14 protein-coding genes are annotated in these 14140 nt (G+C 72.0%); 6 read left to right on the forward strand and 8 right to left on the reverse strand.

Annotated elements, in window-relative coordinates; genetic code table 11:
- Nucleotides 1-58: 58 nt before the first annotated feature.
- Nucleotides 59-1477: an acyltransferase gene (locus QQ657_RS49695; protein WP_284749446.1), complete on the reverse strand. Its 1419-nt coding sequence runs from the start codon at nucleotides 1475-1477 to the stop codon at nucleotides 59-61.
- A gap of 201 nt (nucleotides 1478-1678) precedes the next feature.
- On the opposite strand from QQ657_RS49695, the gene QQ657_RS49700 reads away from it, so the two are divergent.
- Together QQ657_RS49700 and QQ657_RS49705 are read left to right on the forward strand one after the other, a co-directional pair.
- The gene (locus QQ657_RS49700; RefSeq protein WP_284749447.1) at nucleotides 1679-2803 is read left to right on the forward strand and encodes an inorganic phosphate transporter; all 1125 of its coding nucleotides are present in this window, start codon (nucleotides 1679-1681) and stop codon (nucleotides 2801-2803) included.
- 8 nt (nucleotides 2804-2811) lie between these two features.
- A complete protein-coding gene (locus QQ657_RS49705; protein ID WP_284749448.1) occupies nucleotides 2812-3033 on the forward strand; it encodes a hypothetical protein in 222 nt (73 codons plus the stop codon).
- Here the strand turns inward: QQ657_RS49705 and QQ657_RS49710 are convergent.
- Both QQ657_RS49710 and QQ657_RS49715 read right to left on the reverse strand, forming a co-directional pair.
- Nucleotides 3015-3758 carry a hypothetical protein gene (locus tag QQ657_RS49710; protein WP_284749449.1) on the reverse strand — a complete coding sequence of 248 codons (744 nt, stop codon included), beginning with the start codon at nucleotides 3756-3758 and terminating at the stop codon, nucleotides 3015-3017. The two genes, QQ657_RS49705 and QQ657_RS49710, sit on opposite strands and share 19 nt — an antisense overlap.
- 11 nt (nucleotides 3759-3769) lie before the next feature.
- Nucleotides 3770-3979 (reverse strand): hypothetical protein, encoded by a 210-nt coding sequence (locus QQ657_RS49715; protein WP_072481533.1) that lies wholly within the window; start codon nucleotides 3977-3979, stop codon nucleotides 3770-3772.
- 26 nt (nucleotides 3980-4005) lie between these two features.
- On the opposite strand from QQ657_RS49715, the gene QQ657_RS49720 reads away from it, so the two are divergent.
- The 3 genes from QQ657_RS49720 to QQ657_RS49730 are packed head-to-tail and all read left to right on the forward strand — an operon-like array spanning nucleotide 4006 to nucleotide 6992.
- Nucleotides 4006-4731 (forward strand): dienelactone hydrolase family protein, encoded by a 726-nt coding sequence (locus QQ657_RS49720; protein WP_284749450.1) that lies wholly within the window; start codon nucleotides 4006-4008, stop codon nucleotides 4729-4731.
- A 21-nt stretch (nucleotides 4732-4752) separates the two neighbouring features.
- Nucleotides 4753-6321: a sensor histidine kinase gene (locus QQ657_RS49725; protein WP_284749451.1), complete on the forward strand. Its 1569-nt coding sequence runs from the start codon at nucleotides 4753-4755 to the stop codon at nucleotides 6319-6321.
- Nucleotides 6318-6992 carry a response regulator transcription factor gene (locus QQ657_RS49730; protein WP_284749452.1) on the forward strand — a complete coding sequence of 225 codons (675 nt, stop codon included), beginning with the start codon at nucleotides 6318-6320 and terminating at the stop codon, nucleotides 6990-6992. Before QQ657_RS49725 ends, QQ657_RS49730 begins: the two co-directional genes overlap by 4 nt.
- Here QQ657_RS49730 and QQ657_RS49735 read toward each other — a convergent pair.
- On the reverse strand, nucleotides 6937-8088 hold the full coding sequence (locus QQ657_RS49735; protein WP_284749453.1) for an FAD-dependent monooxygenase: 1152 nt from the start codon (nucleotides 8086-8088) through the stop codon (nucleotides 6937-6939). The two genes, QQ657_RS49730 and QQ657_RS49735, sit on opposite strands and share 56 nt — an antisense overlap.
- Before the next feature lie 108 nt (nucleotides 8089-8196).
- Between QQ657_RS49735 and QQ657_RS49740 the strand changes: the two genes are divergently transcribed.
- Entirely contained in the window at nucleotides 8197-8679 is a 483-nt protein-coding gene (locus QQ657_RS49740; RefSeq protein WP_350310767.1) for a TetR/AcrR family transcriptional regulator, read from the forward strand.
- A 375-nt stretch (nucleotides 8680-9054) separates the two neighbouring features.
- Here QQ657_RS49740 and QQ657_RS49745 read toward each other — a convergent pair whose 3' ends face one another.
- The 4 genes from QQ657_RS49745 to QQ657_RS49760 form a co-directional block, all read right to left on the reverse strand.
- Nucleotides 9055-9831: an ABC transporter permease gene (locus QQ657_RS49745; protein ID WP_284749455.1), complete on the reverse strand. Its 777-nt coding sequence runs from the start codon at nucleotides 9829-9831 to the stop codon at nucleotides 9055-9057.
- Nucleotides 9828-10742, reverse strand: a complete 915-nt coding sequence (locus QQ657_RS49750) for an ATP-binding cassette domain-containing protein (protein ID WP_284749456.1) — start codon at nucleotides 10740-10742, stop codon at nucleotides 9828-9830. Before QQ657_RS49750 ends, QQ657_RS49745 begins: the two co-directional genes overlap by 4 nt.
- 69 nt (nucleotides 10743-10811) lie before the next feature.
- Nucleotides 10812-13274, reverse strand: a complete 2463-nt coding sequence (hrpB, locus tag QQ657_RS49755) for an ATP-dependent helicase HrpB (protein ID WP_284749457.1) — start codon at nucleotides 13272-13274, stop codon at nucleotides 10812-10814.
- A complete protein-coding gene (locus QQ657_RS49760) occupies nucleotides 13271-14101 on the reverse strand; it encodes a glutamate ABC transporter substrate-binding protein (protein ID WP_284749458.1) in 831 nt (276 codons plus the stop codon). The genes hrpB and QQ657_RS49760 overlap by 4 nt, the downstream gene beginning before the upstream one ends.
- Nucleotides 14102-14140: the final 39 nt, after the last annotated feature.

The raw sequence follows: 14140 nt of genomic DNA on the forward strand, positions 1-14140 counted from the left end.
AGTACGTGATGCAGATCATGATGGGTCACAGGCGGCTGGAGACGAGCTGGGAAAACGCTCAGAGTTGCCCGGTGTTCGTTGTGATGGGTGACAACGACGGCTTCCGAGCGCCCACGACGATCCCGGCCACCGCGACCAGGCCGCAGAGCCACGCGAACCAGTCGCCGAAGCGCGCGTAGAAGGTCTTTCCGGACCCGATCGGGACGTCGGCGACGACCATCGTGAACGGGCTGCCGCCGGTGTGGGCGTCGGCCAGGACGTGGCCCCCGGCGTCCGCGAGCATCGGCGTGCCGTGGGCCGCGCTCCAGGCCACCGAGAAGCCGTTCTCGACGCCGCGGATCAGGGCGGTGCGGCTGTGCACCCAGCCGTCGACGTTCTCGTCGGACGCGGGGATGAGCACCAGGCCCGTGCCGGCTTCGCCGTAGTCGCCGCTCGGGTCGGCGAAGTTGACGTCCATGCACACCATGAGCCCGATCCCGGCGAGGTGCGCGAGCTCGGTGCCGGACGCGATGTTCTTCGAATCCCCGTTGTGCCACTTGCGGTATTCGACCGGAGCGCCGGACGGCGGCACGGCGAGCGCGGCGTTGAACCGGCCTTCGGGGGTGGTGTCGAGGACACCGGTGACGACGTCGAGGTTGCGGACCCGGGCGACGTCCGCGAAGGCGTCGACGAGCCGGGGACGGCTGGTCTGGTCCACCGCGAAAGCGGCTTCCGGGAGCACGACGGCCTGGACGCCGTCCGGCAGCCGGCGGATCTGGTCCACATAGGACTGGATGAGCGCCTGGCCGTCCGGGGTGGCGACGTCGACCGCCCAGCGGCTCTTGTCCGGCGCGACCAGGGCGATCCGCGTCGACGGCCCGGAGGGCGCCGGCACGCTCCAGAAGACGAGCGCGCCCAGCGCGGCGGCCACGGTGACCAGGCCGGTCAGCCGGGCGGCACCGCGGACGCCGGGAGCGAGCGCCGCGGCGACGGCGGCCGACACGAACAGCACGAGGAACTCCACGCCCCAGCCACCGGTGACCGCGGCGATCCGCAGGACGTCCGGCCGGTCGGCCTGGGTCGTCATCAAGGTGCCCATGAGCCCGGTCGGGTTGAGCAGGGCGACGCCGTAGAGCGCGACGGTCCACAGCGCGGGCGCGGCGAGCGCGGCCAGAAAGCCGTGGCCGCGGCGGACCAGCAGCCGGAACAGCCCGGCCGACAACGCGAACAGCAGCGCGCTGCCGCCGATGATCGCGATCGCCGCGGGCCGCGGGACGGCCAGCGAGTGCCAGAAGTAGCTCCAGGAGCCGGCGCTGCCCGCGAGGTAGGCGACGAACGCGCAGCCGAGCGCGGCCGCGCCGGGGACGCGGGGTGCGAGCAGCAGGATCGGCAGCGGGGCCAGCCACGCGAGTTCGGGCACCGGATCCAATCCCGTGCCGAAGAAGAACAACACGGCCGACGCCACCGTCGCGACGACCGCCCACCCCAGCTTGTTCATCACTGCCCCTTTCGTCCGGCATCGACGTTCGCAGGCGAACCGGGCGAGGGCACTGGGCCAGACCACCGGGTCCGAGGTGGGGTTGTCCCCACCCCGGTTCATCGGAAGTTCAGGGAGCCGACACACGACAGGGATCGGAGGGCGTCCTGTTGATCAGTAGCGTTGCTAAGGAACCGCCTCCGGCATCGGAAGAGGGCCGCCATGGACTTCTCACTCATCGTGCTGGTGGTGATCGTCGCGGCGCTGGCCTTCGACTTCACCAACGGCTTCCACGACACGGCCAACGCCATGGCCACGTCCATCGCCACCGGCGCCCTGAAACCGCGGGTCGCGGTCGCCGTGTCCGCCGTGCTGAACCTCGTCGGCGCGTTCCTCTCGGTGGAGGTCGCGAAGACGATCTCGGGCGGCATCGTCGACGACACCAAGGTGACGCCGGTGATCATCTTCGCCGGGTTGGTCGGGGCGATCGTGTGGAACCTGGTGACCTGGCTGATCGGGCTGCCGTCGAGCTCGTCGCACGCCCTGTTCGGCGGGCTGATCGGCGCCACCTGGATCGCCTCGGGCTCGGACGCCGTGCACTTCGGCAAGGTCGTCGAGAAGGTCCTGATCCCCGCGCTCGCCTCGCCGATCGTCGCCGGGATCGTCGCGACGCTGGGCACCTTCCTCGTCTACCGGATCACCGCCCGGGCGAAGGAGAAGACCGTGGGCCGGACCTTCAAGGCCGGCCAGATCGCGTCGGCGTCCCTGGTTTCGCTCGCGCACGGGACGAACGACGCGCAGAAGACCATGGGCGTCATCACGCTGACGCTGATCGCGTCGGGCTCGCTCGCGCCGGGCTCGAACCCGCCGATCTGGGTCATCCTCACCGCGGGTGCCGCGATCGCGCTGGGCACCTACCTCGGTGGCTGGCGGATCATCCAGACGATGGGCCGGAAGCTCACGGAAATCCAGACGCCGCAGGGCTTCGCGGCCGAGACCAGCGCCGCGGCCGTCATCCTCACCTCGGCCCACCTCGGGTTCGCGCTCTCGACGACGCACGTCTGCTCGGGCGGCATCATCGGCTCCGGCCTGGGCCGCAGGCTCGCCGAGGTCCGCTGGGGCGTCGCCGGGAAGATGGTCGTGGCCTGGGCGCTGACGCTGCCCGCCGCCGCGATCGTCGGCGCGATCGCCGCCGAGGTCTCGACGCTCGGCACCTGGGGCACCGTCCTGATCGGCCTCGCCGGGGTCGTCGTCGCCGTGGGCATTTACCTCGCGTCGAAGCGGAACCCCGTCAACGCCAACTCCGTCACCGAGTCCGAGCCGGTCGCGCAGCCGGCCAACGTCTGAGGAGCGCCGTGCACATCGATTGGGGTTCCCTCGGTCTCGTCTTCGTCGTCGCGCTCGCTTCGGTGGTCGTGCTGACGAGCTTGTTCTCTTTCGGGGTGGTCGGGCTCTCGCAGCGCGACTCGGCCCGCGAAGCGGGTGCCTCGGGCACCGGCCCGCTGGCCGGGGCGGTGATCTGCTTCGCCCTGTGCGCGGCGATCGTCGGCTACGGGATCTACTTGATCGTCGCCTGAGCGCGTTCCCGGAGGCCGTCCGGGAGCCCGCCGAGCATCGGCTTGAGCGTCTCGCGGCGGGCGTCGCCCAGGTGGTTGAGCAGGTCGAGCGCCGGGGTCCACAGGTCTTCGTCGCCCCCGGCGGTGGTGATCAGCCTGCCGAGCCGGTGGGCTGGGAGCAGGCCGACGACGTGGTCGATGCGGTCCTTGTCGTCGAGCACGAACGCGATCCGCAGCAGGCCCGGGTCGTCGATCTCCTCCAGGGCTCGCCGCACGGTCGGGTCCGGCAGGTGCCCGACGAACCGGCCGAGGGTGATCCAGTCCTCCTTGCGCGCCAGTTCGGCCGCCACCGCGAGGACGGTTTCGAGGGGGATGCGCGAGATGATCGCGCTCGCGCGCCGCGGGTCGAGCTCGGCCGCGACCTCGGCGAGGAACCGCGGGTGCAGCCGCTTGGCGACGTCGACGCCGCGCGCGACGTCGACCACCCCGGCGATCCGGGCGCACAGCAGCGGGCCGAACACCTTCTCGGCGATCTTGGCGAGCACCCCGCCGGGCAGCAGCCGCGCGGCCAGGGCCATCCGCTGCAGCACGGCGATGTTCGCGTCGAACAGCGTGTCGGTGACCTGCTCGCGGAACGCCTGCAGGTCGTCGGGGTCGACGTCGGCGAGGTACTCGAGCCGTGCGGGCTCGACGCCGAGGACGCGTGCGAGCTTGAGGATCTCGGCTTCGGCCTCGTAATTCGTCACAGCTTTATTCGTCACAGCCCGACCGCCTTGCGGACCGCTCCGCGCAGCAACGCGGGTACGTACCGGAGGCCCTCTTCGCCCGCTTCGGCCAGTGCTTTCGCCTGCCGCCTGCGCGCGTCGCGCAGCGCGTCGGCGAGGTCCTGCCGTTCGTGCTCTTCGAGGGCCTCGATGCCTTCGGGGAGGGTGCCGCCCAACTGTTCGGCGAGTGTGCGCTCGGCCATGGTGGATCATCATGCATCATGCGGACATGACCATCGAGACGTCCACAGTCCGTGTCGGCGACCTCTCCGCGTACCTGGCCCGCCCGGCCGGCGGCTCGGAGCGCGGCATGCTGCTCCTGCCGATGATCACCGGCATCGGCGAGCAGGTGCGCGCTTGGGCCGACGAGCTGGCCGGCCGCGGGACCACGGCGTTGACCTGGGACGTCTTCCACGGCGCGAGCACCGACAACACCTCCCGCGAGGACCTCGGCGCGAAGCTGGGCGAGCTGCGCGACGAGACCGCGCTGGCGGAGCAGACGGCGTTGCTCGACTACCTGCTCGGCGAACTCGGCTGCACGTCGGCCGGGGTCATGGGCTGGTGCCTCGGCGGCCGGTTCGCACTCCTGCTCGCGGCTCGTGACCAGCGGCTTTCCGGCGTCGTCGCGTACCATCCGACGGTCCGCGAGCCGGCGCCGCCGAACCACGACCTCGACACGGTCGCTTTGTCGACACAGATCACCGCGCCGGTGCTGGTCGCCTACCCGGAGGCCGACACCGTCGTCTCGCACGAGACGTTCGCCCGCCTGCAGGCGGCGTTGCAGTCCCGGCCGCGCGGCGCGACGTTCACCCAGCACTTCCCGGGCGCCGAACACGGCTTCAGCGACTCTTCGCGGCACGGCACCGCCGTCAACGCCGACGCGTACGCGCTGTCGTGGCCGCAGACGCTGGCGTTCCTGGACACCTTGACTTTCGGCAGTGGTCCGGCCCGCTGACGCCCTTGTAGCTTCAAACTCGTGCGAGAGGTGACGAAGCGCAGGTGGCGCGTGGCGCTGGACGTGCTCCTCGGGCTGTTCCTGGCTTTCACCGTGGTCGCCGGCACGGTCGAGACGCGGTCCTGGTGGGAGCTGGCCGCCGGCCTCGCCGTCGTCGCGGGATCGGTCGCGACGGCCCGGCGGTACCCGGTCGTCTCGCTCGGCATCGCCCTCGTCGGGACGCTCGCCGTCCCTTTTCCCTACGGCGACCGCGTCCCGGTGTGGACGGTGTTCGTGCTGGTGGCGATGAGCTACCAGGCCGCGCTGCGGATGGAACGGGCCCGTCCCGCCGTGGTGATCGGCGGGACCGTCGCGCTGCTGGGCGTCCCGGTGTCGCTGCTCGTCGCGCCCGACGGCCTCGGCGACTGGGGCTCGATGATGGCGATCCTCGTGTTCGCGGGGCTGTCGCCGTGGCTGCTCGGCCGGTACGTCCGGGTGCGCGGCGAGCTGGCCCGCACCGGCTGGCGCCGGGCCGAGGAGATGGAAAGCAGGCAGCGCCTGGTCGCCGACCAGGCCCGCCTGCGCGAACGCGCGCGGATCGCCAGCGACATGCACGACTCGCTGGGCCACGAGCTGAGCCTGATCGCGGTCCGCGCGGCGGCGCTGGAGGTCGCGGGCGGGCTCGACGACGGCCAGCGTGACGCGGCCACGCAGCTGCGGACCAGCGCCGCGGCCGCGACCGAACGGCTGCACGAGATCATCGGCGTCCTGCGCGAAGACGCCGCGCCGGTCGAGCCGGTGCAGGGCGACCTCGGCGAGCTGATCGCGCGGGCCCGCGCGTCGGGATTGCTCATTGATTCCACTGTGGACAGCGAGCTGGCGCCGCCGATGGTCGCTCGCGCCGCCTACCGCGTGGTGCAGGAAGCCCTGACCAACGTGGCCAAGCACGCGCCCGGTGCCGCGGTGACCGTGCGGGTGGCGAGCACCGGTTCGCAGACGTCGGTGAGTGTCGTGAACGCGCCGCGGCCCGCCGGCCCGCTGCCCGGGGCCGCGTCCGGGCACCTCGGGCTGATCGGGCTGCGCGAACGCGTCCGGCTCGTCGGCGGGACGCTGAGCGCGGGGCCGCGCGATGGCGGGTTCGCCGTGACCGCGGAGCTGCCGCACGGCGCCGCGCCGGTCGAGGAGACCCCGGAACGGCGGGAGGCGGCCGACGACGCCGTCGGGCAGTCGACGTCGGCCCGGGCGCTGGAGCTGGCCCGGCGCGACGTGCGGCGCAGCCTGATCCAGGCGGTCACCATCCCGGTCGCGTTGTTCGGCGTGCTCCTCGCGGTCAGCGGGATCGCGTTCCTCTACCAGTGGAACTCCTCGGAGCTGCCCGCCGCGGCCTACGAGCGGATGCGGGTCGGGCAGTCGCGCGCCGAGCTGAGCCTGCCGGAACGTCAGCGGTCCTCGCGTCCCGTGCGCGGCGAGCCGCCGTCGGTTCCCGGTGCCGTGTGCGAGTACTACGGCACCGGAAGATCGTGGCTCGACAACGACTACGCCGCCTACCGGCTGTGCTTCTCCGACGGGAAGCTCGTTTCGAAGAACTGGTTCAGCGAGGGGGATTCGTGATCAGGGTCGTGCTGGCCGACGACGAGGCGCTGATGCGGGCGGGGGTGGCGGCGATCCTCGGCGCGGACCCGGGGATCGAGGTCGTCGCCGAGGCCGGCGACGGGCGGTCGGCCGTGGCCCAGGCGCTCGCCACGCACCCGGACGTCGTGCTGCTCGACATCCGGATGCCCGGCCTGGACGGGCTGGGCGCGGCCGCGGAGATCCGGAGGCTGCTGCCCTCGACCGGCGTCATCATGCTGACCACGTTCGGCGAGGACGAGTACATCGAGCGTGCGCTCGGCCTCGGCGCGGGCGGGTTCCTGCTGAAGTCGGGTGATCCGCGCGAGCTGCTGGCGGGCATCCACGCCGTCGCCGACGGGGCCGCGTTCCTCTCGCCGAAGGTGGCGCAGCGGGTGATCGCGCGCCTGTCGGGCGGGCGGCTCTCCCGGGCCGCGGCGGCGCGTTCCAAGGTCGCGGCGTTGACCCCGCGCGAGCGGGAAGTGCTGGCACTGGTGGGTTCCGGACTGTCCAATGCGGACATCGCGGCGAAGATGTTCGTCGTCGAGGGCACGGTGAAGGCGCACGTGAGCACGATCCTGACCCGGCTCGGGGTGAAGAACCGGGTGCAGGCGGCGATCACGGCGTACGAGGCGGGACTGGCCGGGGGAGACGAGGCGGCCGCCAGCCGCTGATCGAGGCGCCGGCGCGAGCCGTCAGTTTCGTGGGGACGAGCCGCAGCAGGTTCATGCGCAGGGCGGAGAGCACCGGGCTGGTCACCTGCGGCCCGGCCTTGCCCGCGCGGACCGACGCGCGCGCGACCCGCTGGCTGCGGGGCCGCCGCTGCGCGTCGTAGGCGGCGAGCGCGGCGTCGACGTCGTCCACTGTGGACACGCTGTGCGCGAGCACGACGGCGTCTTCGAGGGCCTGGCAGCCGCCCTGGCCGAGGAACGGCGGCATGGCGTGCGCGGCGTCGCCGAGGAAGACGACCCGGCCGCGGACGTAGGTCTCCAGGGGTGCGGCCAGGTGGTGGAGGTCGTGGTAGAGCAGGGCTTCGGGCGGCGTCGCGTCGATGAGCGCCGGGATCGGGTCGTGCCAGTCGCCGAAGTGCTCCTTCAGGTACGCCTTGAGGTCGGCCGGGCGGGCGCCGGGTTCGGTGACGGAGGAGGCGAACCAGTAGACGTCGCCGCCGGTCAGCGGGAGCACGCCGACCTCGGTGCCGGGGGCGAAGGTGGTGCTCAGCCCGGGGATCGTCGCCGGCCGGGCGATGCCGCGGAACGCCGAGCTGCCGCTGTAGACGGGCCCGGGGTGGTGCGGGAAGAGGGCGCGGCGGATCGCGCTGTGGATGCCGTCGGCGGCGACGACGAGGTCGGCCCGGATCTCGCCGCCGTCGAAGCGGACGACGCCGTCTTCGGTCACTTCGGTGACCTCGGTGCCGGTGCGCAGGAGGTCGGCGGGGAGGGCGTCGCACAGGCCGGCGATGAGATCGGCCCGGTGGATGCCGGCGAGCGGGAGCCCGTGGAGGCGCCGGAAGCCGGCGGCGTCCCACCGGGCGACCCACCGGCCGCGGCGGTCGCGAAGGCCGCCTTGGTCTTGGGCGGCGAGGTGTTCGCCGAGGTCGACGCCGAGTTCGTCCAGGCAGCGCAGGGCGTTCGGCCAGAGCGAGATGCCGGCGCCGACGTCCCCGAACTCTTCGGCTTGTTCGAGCACGGTGACGGTCCAGCCCGCCCGGTGGAGCCCGATTGCGGCCCCCAGGCCACCGATTCCCCCGCCGACGACCACTGCTCGCATGGCTCCTCCTCTACATCTGTAGAGGACTCTACACCTGTAGAGTGCGTCTTCGTGGACCGGCTTTCCGTGATTGGTGACGCGGCGATCGAAGTGATCGCGGCGGAGGGTATGCGCGGGCTGACGCACCGGGCGGTGGACCGTGCGGCCGGGTTGCCGTTGGGCTCGACGTCCTACTACGCGCGCACGCGGGCGGCGCTGCTCTCGCTGACGATGGCGCGGATGGTGGCGTTGGACCAGGTCTCGCCGCGGCCGGGTGGGTTGGCGGAGTCGATCGCGGGGTTCGCTTTCGAGGCGATCACTTCCGGCCGGACGCGGATGCTGGCCCGATACGAGTTCGCGTTGGAAGCGACGCGGCGTCCGGAGCTGCGCGCGGTGTACGACGAGGGTGGGTTGCTGATCCGCCGCTTGGCGGTGGAGGCGTTGACGGCGGCGGGTTCTTCCGACCCGGCTCGGCATGCGGCGTTGGTGGTGAACTGGCTGGAGGGGACGATCTTCGACTCTTTGGCTGGGACGGGTTCTCTTGCGCCGCCTGGTTTCGAGGCGTTGGTTGAGAGTGCTCGGGAGGTTTTGGCGGGGATTGGGGTGGGGTGAGTCCGGTTGTCCACAGGCCTGGTGGGATGTGGACAACCGGAGTCGGGTGGTGGTTCTCGGCGGGTTTCTGTCGGGGGCCTGGATACGCTGGAAGCGGGGGCAACCCCCAGGGAGGGCGGGCTCCGGCAAAGTCGCCCGACTTGGCTGTCCCGGCGTCGGCCGACGGGGTGTAGTACCCCGGCCAAACGTCTTGAATGAGTCATTCAGGACCTCCCACGCCCTGAATGACTCATTCAAGACAACCGCCGGCGAGACCACCGACCTGCGCCCGCCGCGCTGTCCGCCGGGAATCCGACTTTGCCGGGGCCTGCCCAGGGAGAGCGGGCCGTCGGGTGGCGCGTTGTGGTCGCCGCGATCGCTCTCGGAAGCGAAGCTTCAGGCGTCCCGGCGGCGCAACACCGCGCCGCCCATCAAAAGCGCCGCCGCGGCCCATCCCGCGCAGATCAGCAGCCCCACCCATGGCGCGTACGGTGCCGGGGCCATTGTGATCGGGTTCGGGTGCCCCGCCTCGACCATCGCGTTCACCCCCGCGATGCCCGGGAAGTACGGCACCAGCTCCGGCAGCCCCAGCGACGCCACGATCAGCGGCAGCGGCACCAGCAGCACGATCACCGTCACCAGCGTCCCCGCCGCGCTGCGCAGCGCCCAGCCGACGCCCGTGCACAGCAACCCCAGCAACGCGAAGTACCCGCCCATCCCGGACGCCGTCGTGAAACCTCCTTCGAGCGTCGTCGGCAGGCCGTGGCCGTCCTTCACCGCCGTTGCCAGTGCCATGCCCGCGCAGGAAAGCGTTACGCCGTAAGCGAAGAGCACCGGTAGCAGCACCGCCGCCTTCGCCAGGGCCACGTGAGAGCGGACCGGGGTCCACAGCAGCGTCGACCGGATGCCGCCGCCCGCGTACTCGCTCGTCACGAACAGCGTCGCCAGCGCGATCACCGCGAACTGCGTCAGGTAGAAACCGGCGCCGAGGGCGATGGTGTTCGCCGACTGGGGGTCGTCGTCGAAGTGCTGGGCTATCCCGGACAGGGTGCTGTAGCCCAGCATCAGCGCCGCCCCCGCGATCAGGCACCACCACGTCGCCCGGACCGACCAGAACTTCGTCCACTCCGCCGCCACCGCGCCGGACAGGCCGCCCGTGCGAACCTCGGTCATGCCGACACCCCGTATTCCACCGAAGAAGCGGTCAGTTCCATGTACGCCTGCTCGAGCGACGCCGTCCGCTCGGCGAGCCCGTGCACGCGGATCCCCAGTTCGTGCACCAGATCGCCGACGCGGGTGACGTCGAGGCCGTCCACCACCAGCTCGTCCGGGTCGCCCGCGTGCGTTGACGCGCCCTCGGCGCGCAGCCGCTCGTCGAGCTTCGAACGTTCGCCGTCGGCCGGGACGCGGACCGAGACCGTCGTGCGGGAGTTGCCCGCGATGAACTCCGCGACCGGCGCGTCGGCCAGCAGTTTGCCCTTGCCGATGACGATCAGGTGGTCGGCGGTCAGCTGCATTTCGCTCATCAGGTGGCTGGAAACGAACACCGTCCGCCCCTCGGCGGCCAGCGAGCGCATCAGCTGCCGCACCCAGCGGACGCCGTCCGGGTCGAGGCCGTTGACCGGCTCGTCGAACACCAGGACGCCGGGGTCGCCGAGCAGCGCCCCCGCGATGCCGAGCCGCTGGCCCATGCCGAGCGAGAACTGCCCGGCCCGCTTGCCGGCGACGTCCGAAAGCCCGACGGTCGCGAGGACCTCTTCGACGCGGCTCGTCGCGATCCCGTTGCTGCGCGCCATGGCGGTGAGGTGCTTCCCGGCGCTGCGGCCGGGGTGCAGGGCCTTGGCGTCGAGCAGCGCGCCGACCTCGCGCAGCGGGTGCCGCAGCTCGGCGTAGTACTTGCCGCCGACCAGCACCTCGCCTGCTTGAGGGTGGTCGAGGCCGACGGTCATCCGCATGGTCGTCGACTTCCCGGCGCCGTTCGGGCCGAGGAAGCCGGTCACCTGGCCCGGTGCGACGTCGCAGGTGAGCGCGTCGACGACGGTCTTCTCCCCGTAGCGTTTCGTGAGTCCCCTGAGTGTGATCATGGCCCCAGTCTGGGATTCCCGGGACGCTCGGGACATCGGCCGACGGTCGCGGCCGGCCCCCGACTTTCGTCAGGTTCGGCGGCGGGCGTGCCGGGTCGGGACGGCGGTGGCCGGGTCCTCGGGCCAGGGGTGCTTGGGGTAGCGGCCGCGCAGGTCGGCGCGCACCGCCGGGTAGCCGGTGGTCCAGAACGACCCGAGGTCCGCGGTGATCGCGGCCGGCCGGCCGGCGGGGGAGAGCAGGTGGAGGACGACCGGCACGCCGGCGACGGTGGGGGTTTCGGTCCAGCCGAAGGTCTCCTGCAGCTTGACGGCGAGGACCGGCTGGTCGCCGGTGTAGTCGACGCGGATGTGCGACCCGGACGGGACTTCCAGCCGATCCGGGGCGAGTTCGTCCAGTTTGGACGCTGTTGGCCACGGCAGGAGGGCTTTGAGGGCGGTGCCCGCGTTGATGGTCGCGAGGTCGGATTTGCGACGCGCCGCGGAAAGGTCGAGCCACCTGTCCACATCGGACAGCAGGGTGGCGTCGTCGACCGCGGGCCACAGCTCGCCGATGACGCGGTGGAGGAACGCCATGCGCTCACGGAGCCTGGTCGCGTCCTGGCTCCACTTCAGGAGGCCCAGGCCGTTCTCGCGAAGACCGGTGACGAGGGCGTCGTGCACATCGGCGTCGCGCAGGGGTCGTTCGGACAGGGTGATGGCGCCGAGCTTGCGGACCTGGCGGGCGACGACATCGCCGTCCCAGGTGACTTCGTCCACTTCGGACACGGGAGTGACGCGAGTGGCGAGCTTTTCGTCGGCGGCCGCGGCGAGCCGGATGGTGCCGTGGACGCGCCCGGGATCGCGGGTGGCTTCGGCGATGGCCAGCCATTCGGAGTCGAGACCGCTGCCGGGCGGGAGTTCGGCCGCGGTACCGCCGGCCATGAGGTAGACGGGCGCGCCACCCGGCCGCCGCCGCGCGAGCCGCTCGGGATGCGCGAGCGCGACGACCAGCGCGGGATCGGGGCGCCCTGCTCGGGTGACTGTGCGCGATTCACTCGCTGTACGAACTACATCGACTGTACTGACTTCAGTCGCTGAACTTAGTTTAGTCGATGAAGACTTTGCCGCCAGTCCCTCGAGCCGTCGAGCATCGCGCTTCCAGCGCCGCGCGGGCTCGTCGTTCGAACTGCGGAGGCGTCGAAGCTCCGCGTTCACGTCCGTCAGCGTTGCGCCCGCATCCAGCAGTGCCACCACCTCGGCCGCGTTCCGGGCTCCCACCGCCTCCGCGCCGTCCAGCAACGCCCGCGCCAGCCGCGGGTGCAGGCCCAGCTCCGCCATCCGGCGACCGCGTGCGGTCACTGATCCGGAAGCGTCCGTCGCACCCAACGTCGCCAGCAACGCACGCCCCGCCGCCAGCGCTCCCTCGCCCGGCGGGTCCCACCAGGCCAGCCCGCTCCCATCCGGCGTCGACCAGCACGCCAGCTCCAGCGCCAGCCGGGCCAGCTCGGCCGTGCGGATCTCCGGCTCCGGGTAAGCCGGCAGCAAAGCCTGCTCGTTCGAAGCCCAGCAGCGGTACGCCCGCCCCGGCCCCTCCCGGCCCGCGCGCCCGGAGCGCTGCGTGGCCACCGCCGCCGAGACCCGCACCGTCGCCAAACCGGGCAGGCCACGCCGGTGGTCGACCCGCGGCACCCGCGCCAAACCCGAATCCACCACCGCGCGCACACCCGGCACCGTCAGGCTCGACTCCGCCACCGCCGTCGCCAGCACCACCCGGCGACGCGAGCGCGGCCGCAGCGCATCGTCCTGGTGTGCCGCCGACAGCCGCCCGTGCAGCGGCAAGACGTCCACATCGGACGAAGACAACATCCCCGAAGTCCGCGCGATCTCGCCAGCGCCCGGAAGAAAAGCGAGCACGTCACCGTCCCCTGAGGACAGTGCCGTCCGCACCGCCCGCGCGACGCACGCCTCGATGCGTTCACCGCGCGCCGGTGGGACGTACGAGAAAGCCACGGGATAGGTCGCAACAGAGGCCGTGATGACCGGGGCGTCGCCCAGGAGCGTGGCGAGCCGGCCCGCGGCCACCGTCGCCGACGTCGCCAGCAGGCGCAGGTCGTCGCGCAGCCCCGCGCGGACGTCGAGCAGCAATGCCAGCAGCAGGTCCGCGTCCAGGTGCCGCTCGTGGCACTCGTCGAGCAGTACCGTCGACACCCCGGGCAGCTCGGGATCGCCCTGCACGCGCCGCACCAGCAGCCCCGACGTCACGACCTCGATCCGGGTCCGCGCCGACACCTTCCGGTCGCCGCGCACCGCGTACCCCACCGTCTCGCCGACCGGCTCGCCCAGCAGCGCGGCCATCCGGGAAGCCGCCGCGCGCGCGGCCAGCCGTCGCGGCTCGGCGACGACCACGCGGCCGCCCGACGATGCCAGCGCCAGCGGCACCAGCGTCGTCTTCCCCGTCCCGGGCGGCGCGACGAGCACCGCGGTGCCGTGGGCGTCCAACGCGGAAAGAACCTCGGGCAGGACAGCGCGGACCGGTAAATCGGGCAGCTTCACTTCTCGGTGACCTCGGGTGGGGCGGGCAGCTGGTAACCGGACGGCCCGATGTTCGCGTTGAGCGAGCGCAGCCATTCGCCGGAGGAGATCATCTTGCGGATCGCGTCGTCGACCGCGTTCACGCCCTGGCTGTCGCCCTTGCGCAGGCCGACGCCGTAGCTCTCCTTCGAGAACGCCTTCCCGACGACCTTCAGCAGCTCCGGGTCACGCGTGACGTAGCCCGCGAGGATCACCCCGTCGGTGGTCATCGCGTCGATCTGGCCGGCGAGCAGCGCGGTCACGCAGTCGGGGTACCGCGGGTACTCGACCAGCTGCACGGCCTGCGCGAACTTGTCCTTCACCTGCTGTGCCGGCGTCGACCCGGTGACCGAGCACAGCCGCCGGCCGTTGAGCGTCTCCGGGCCGGTGATGTCCGGTGACGTGCGCCGCACCAGCAGGTCCTGCCCGGTCGTGAAGTACGGCCCGGCGAACGCCACCTGCTGCTTGCGCTTGTCGGTGATCGAGTAGGTCGCGACGACCAGGTCGACCGCGCCGGACGTGAGGTCCGTCTCGCGCGTCGCGGACGTCGTCTCGCGCCACGTGATGTCCTTCGCGGCGACCCCCAGTTCCGACGCGACGAAAGTCGCGACGTCGACGTCGAACCCGACGAATCTCCCATCCACGGTGCGCTCGGAAAGCCCCGGAGCGTCGAACCGGATGCCGATGGTCAGGTGATCCGTCGCACTGGCGCGGGTCACCAGCGAGTCGGTCGGCGAGACCTTCGAGGGGCCGCACGCCGCCGCCGTGACCAGCAGCAACGCCGAGCCGAGGAGCGTCCGCCACCGCATCGCGCCCCTCCCTCCGCTGCCGCCGTGCCCTCACGTGGT

Origin of the sequence: Amycolatopsis ponsaeliensis (genome assembly GCF_030182635.1) — a bacterium.
In the GTDB taxonomy this organism is placed as follows: Bacteria; Actinomycetota; Actinomycetes; order Mycobacteriales; family Pseudonocardiaceae; genus Amycolatopsis; species Amycolatopsis ponsaeliensis.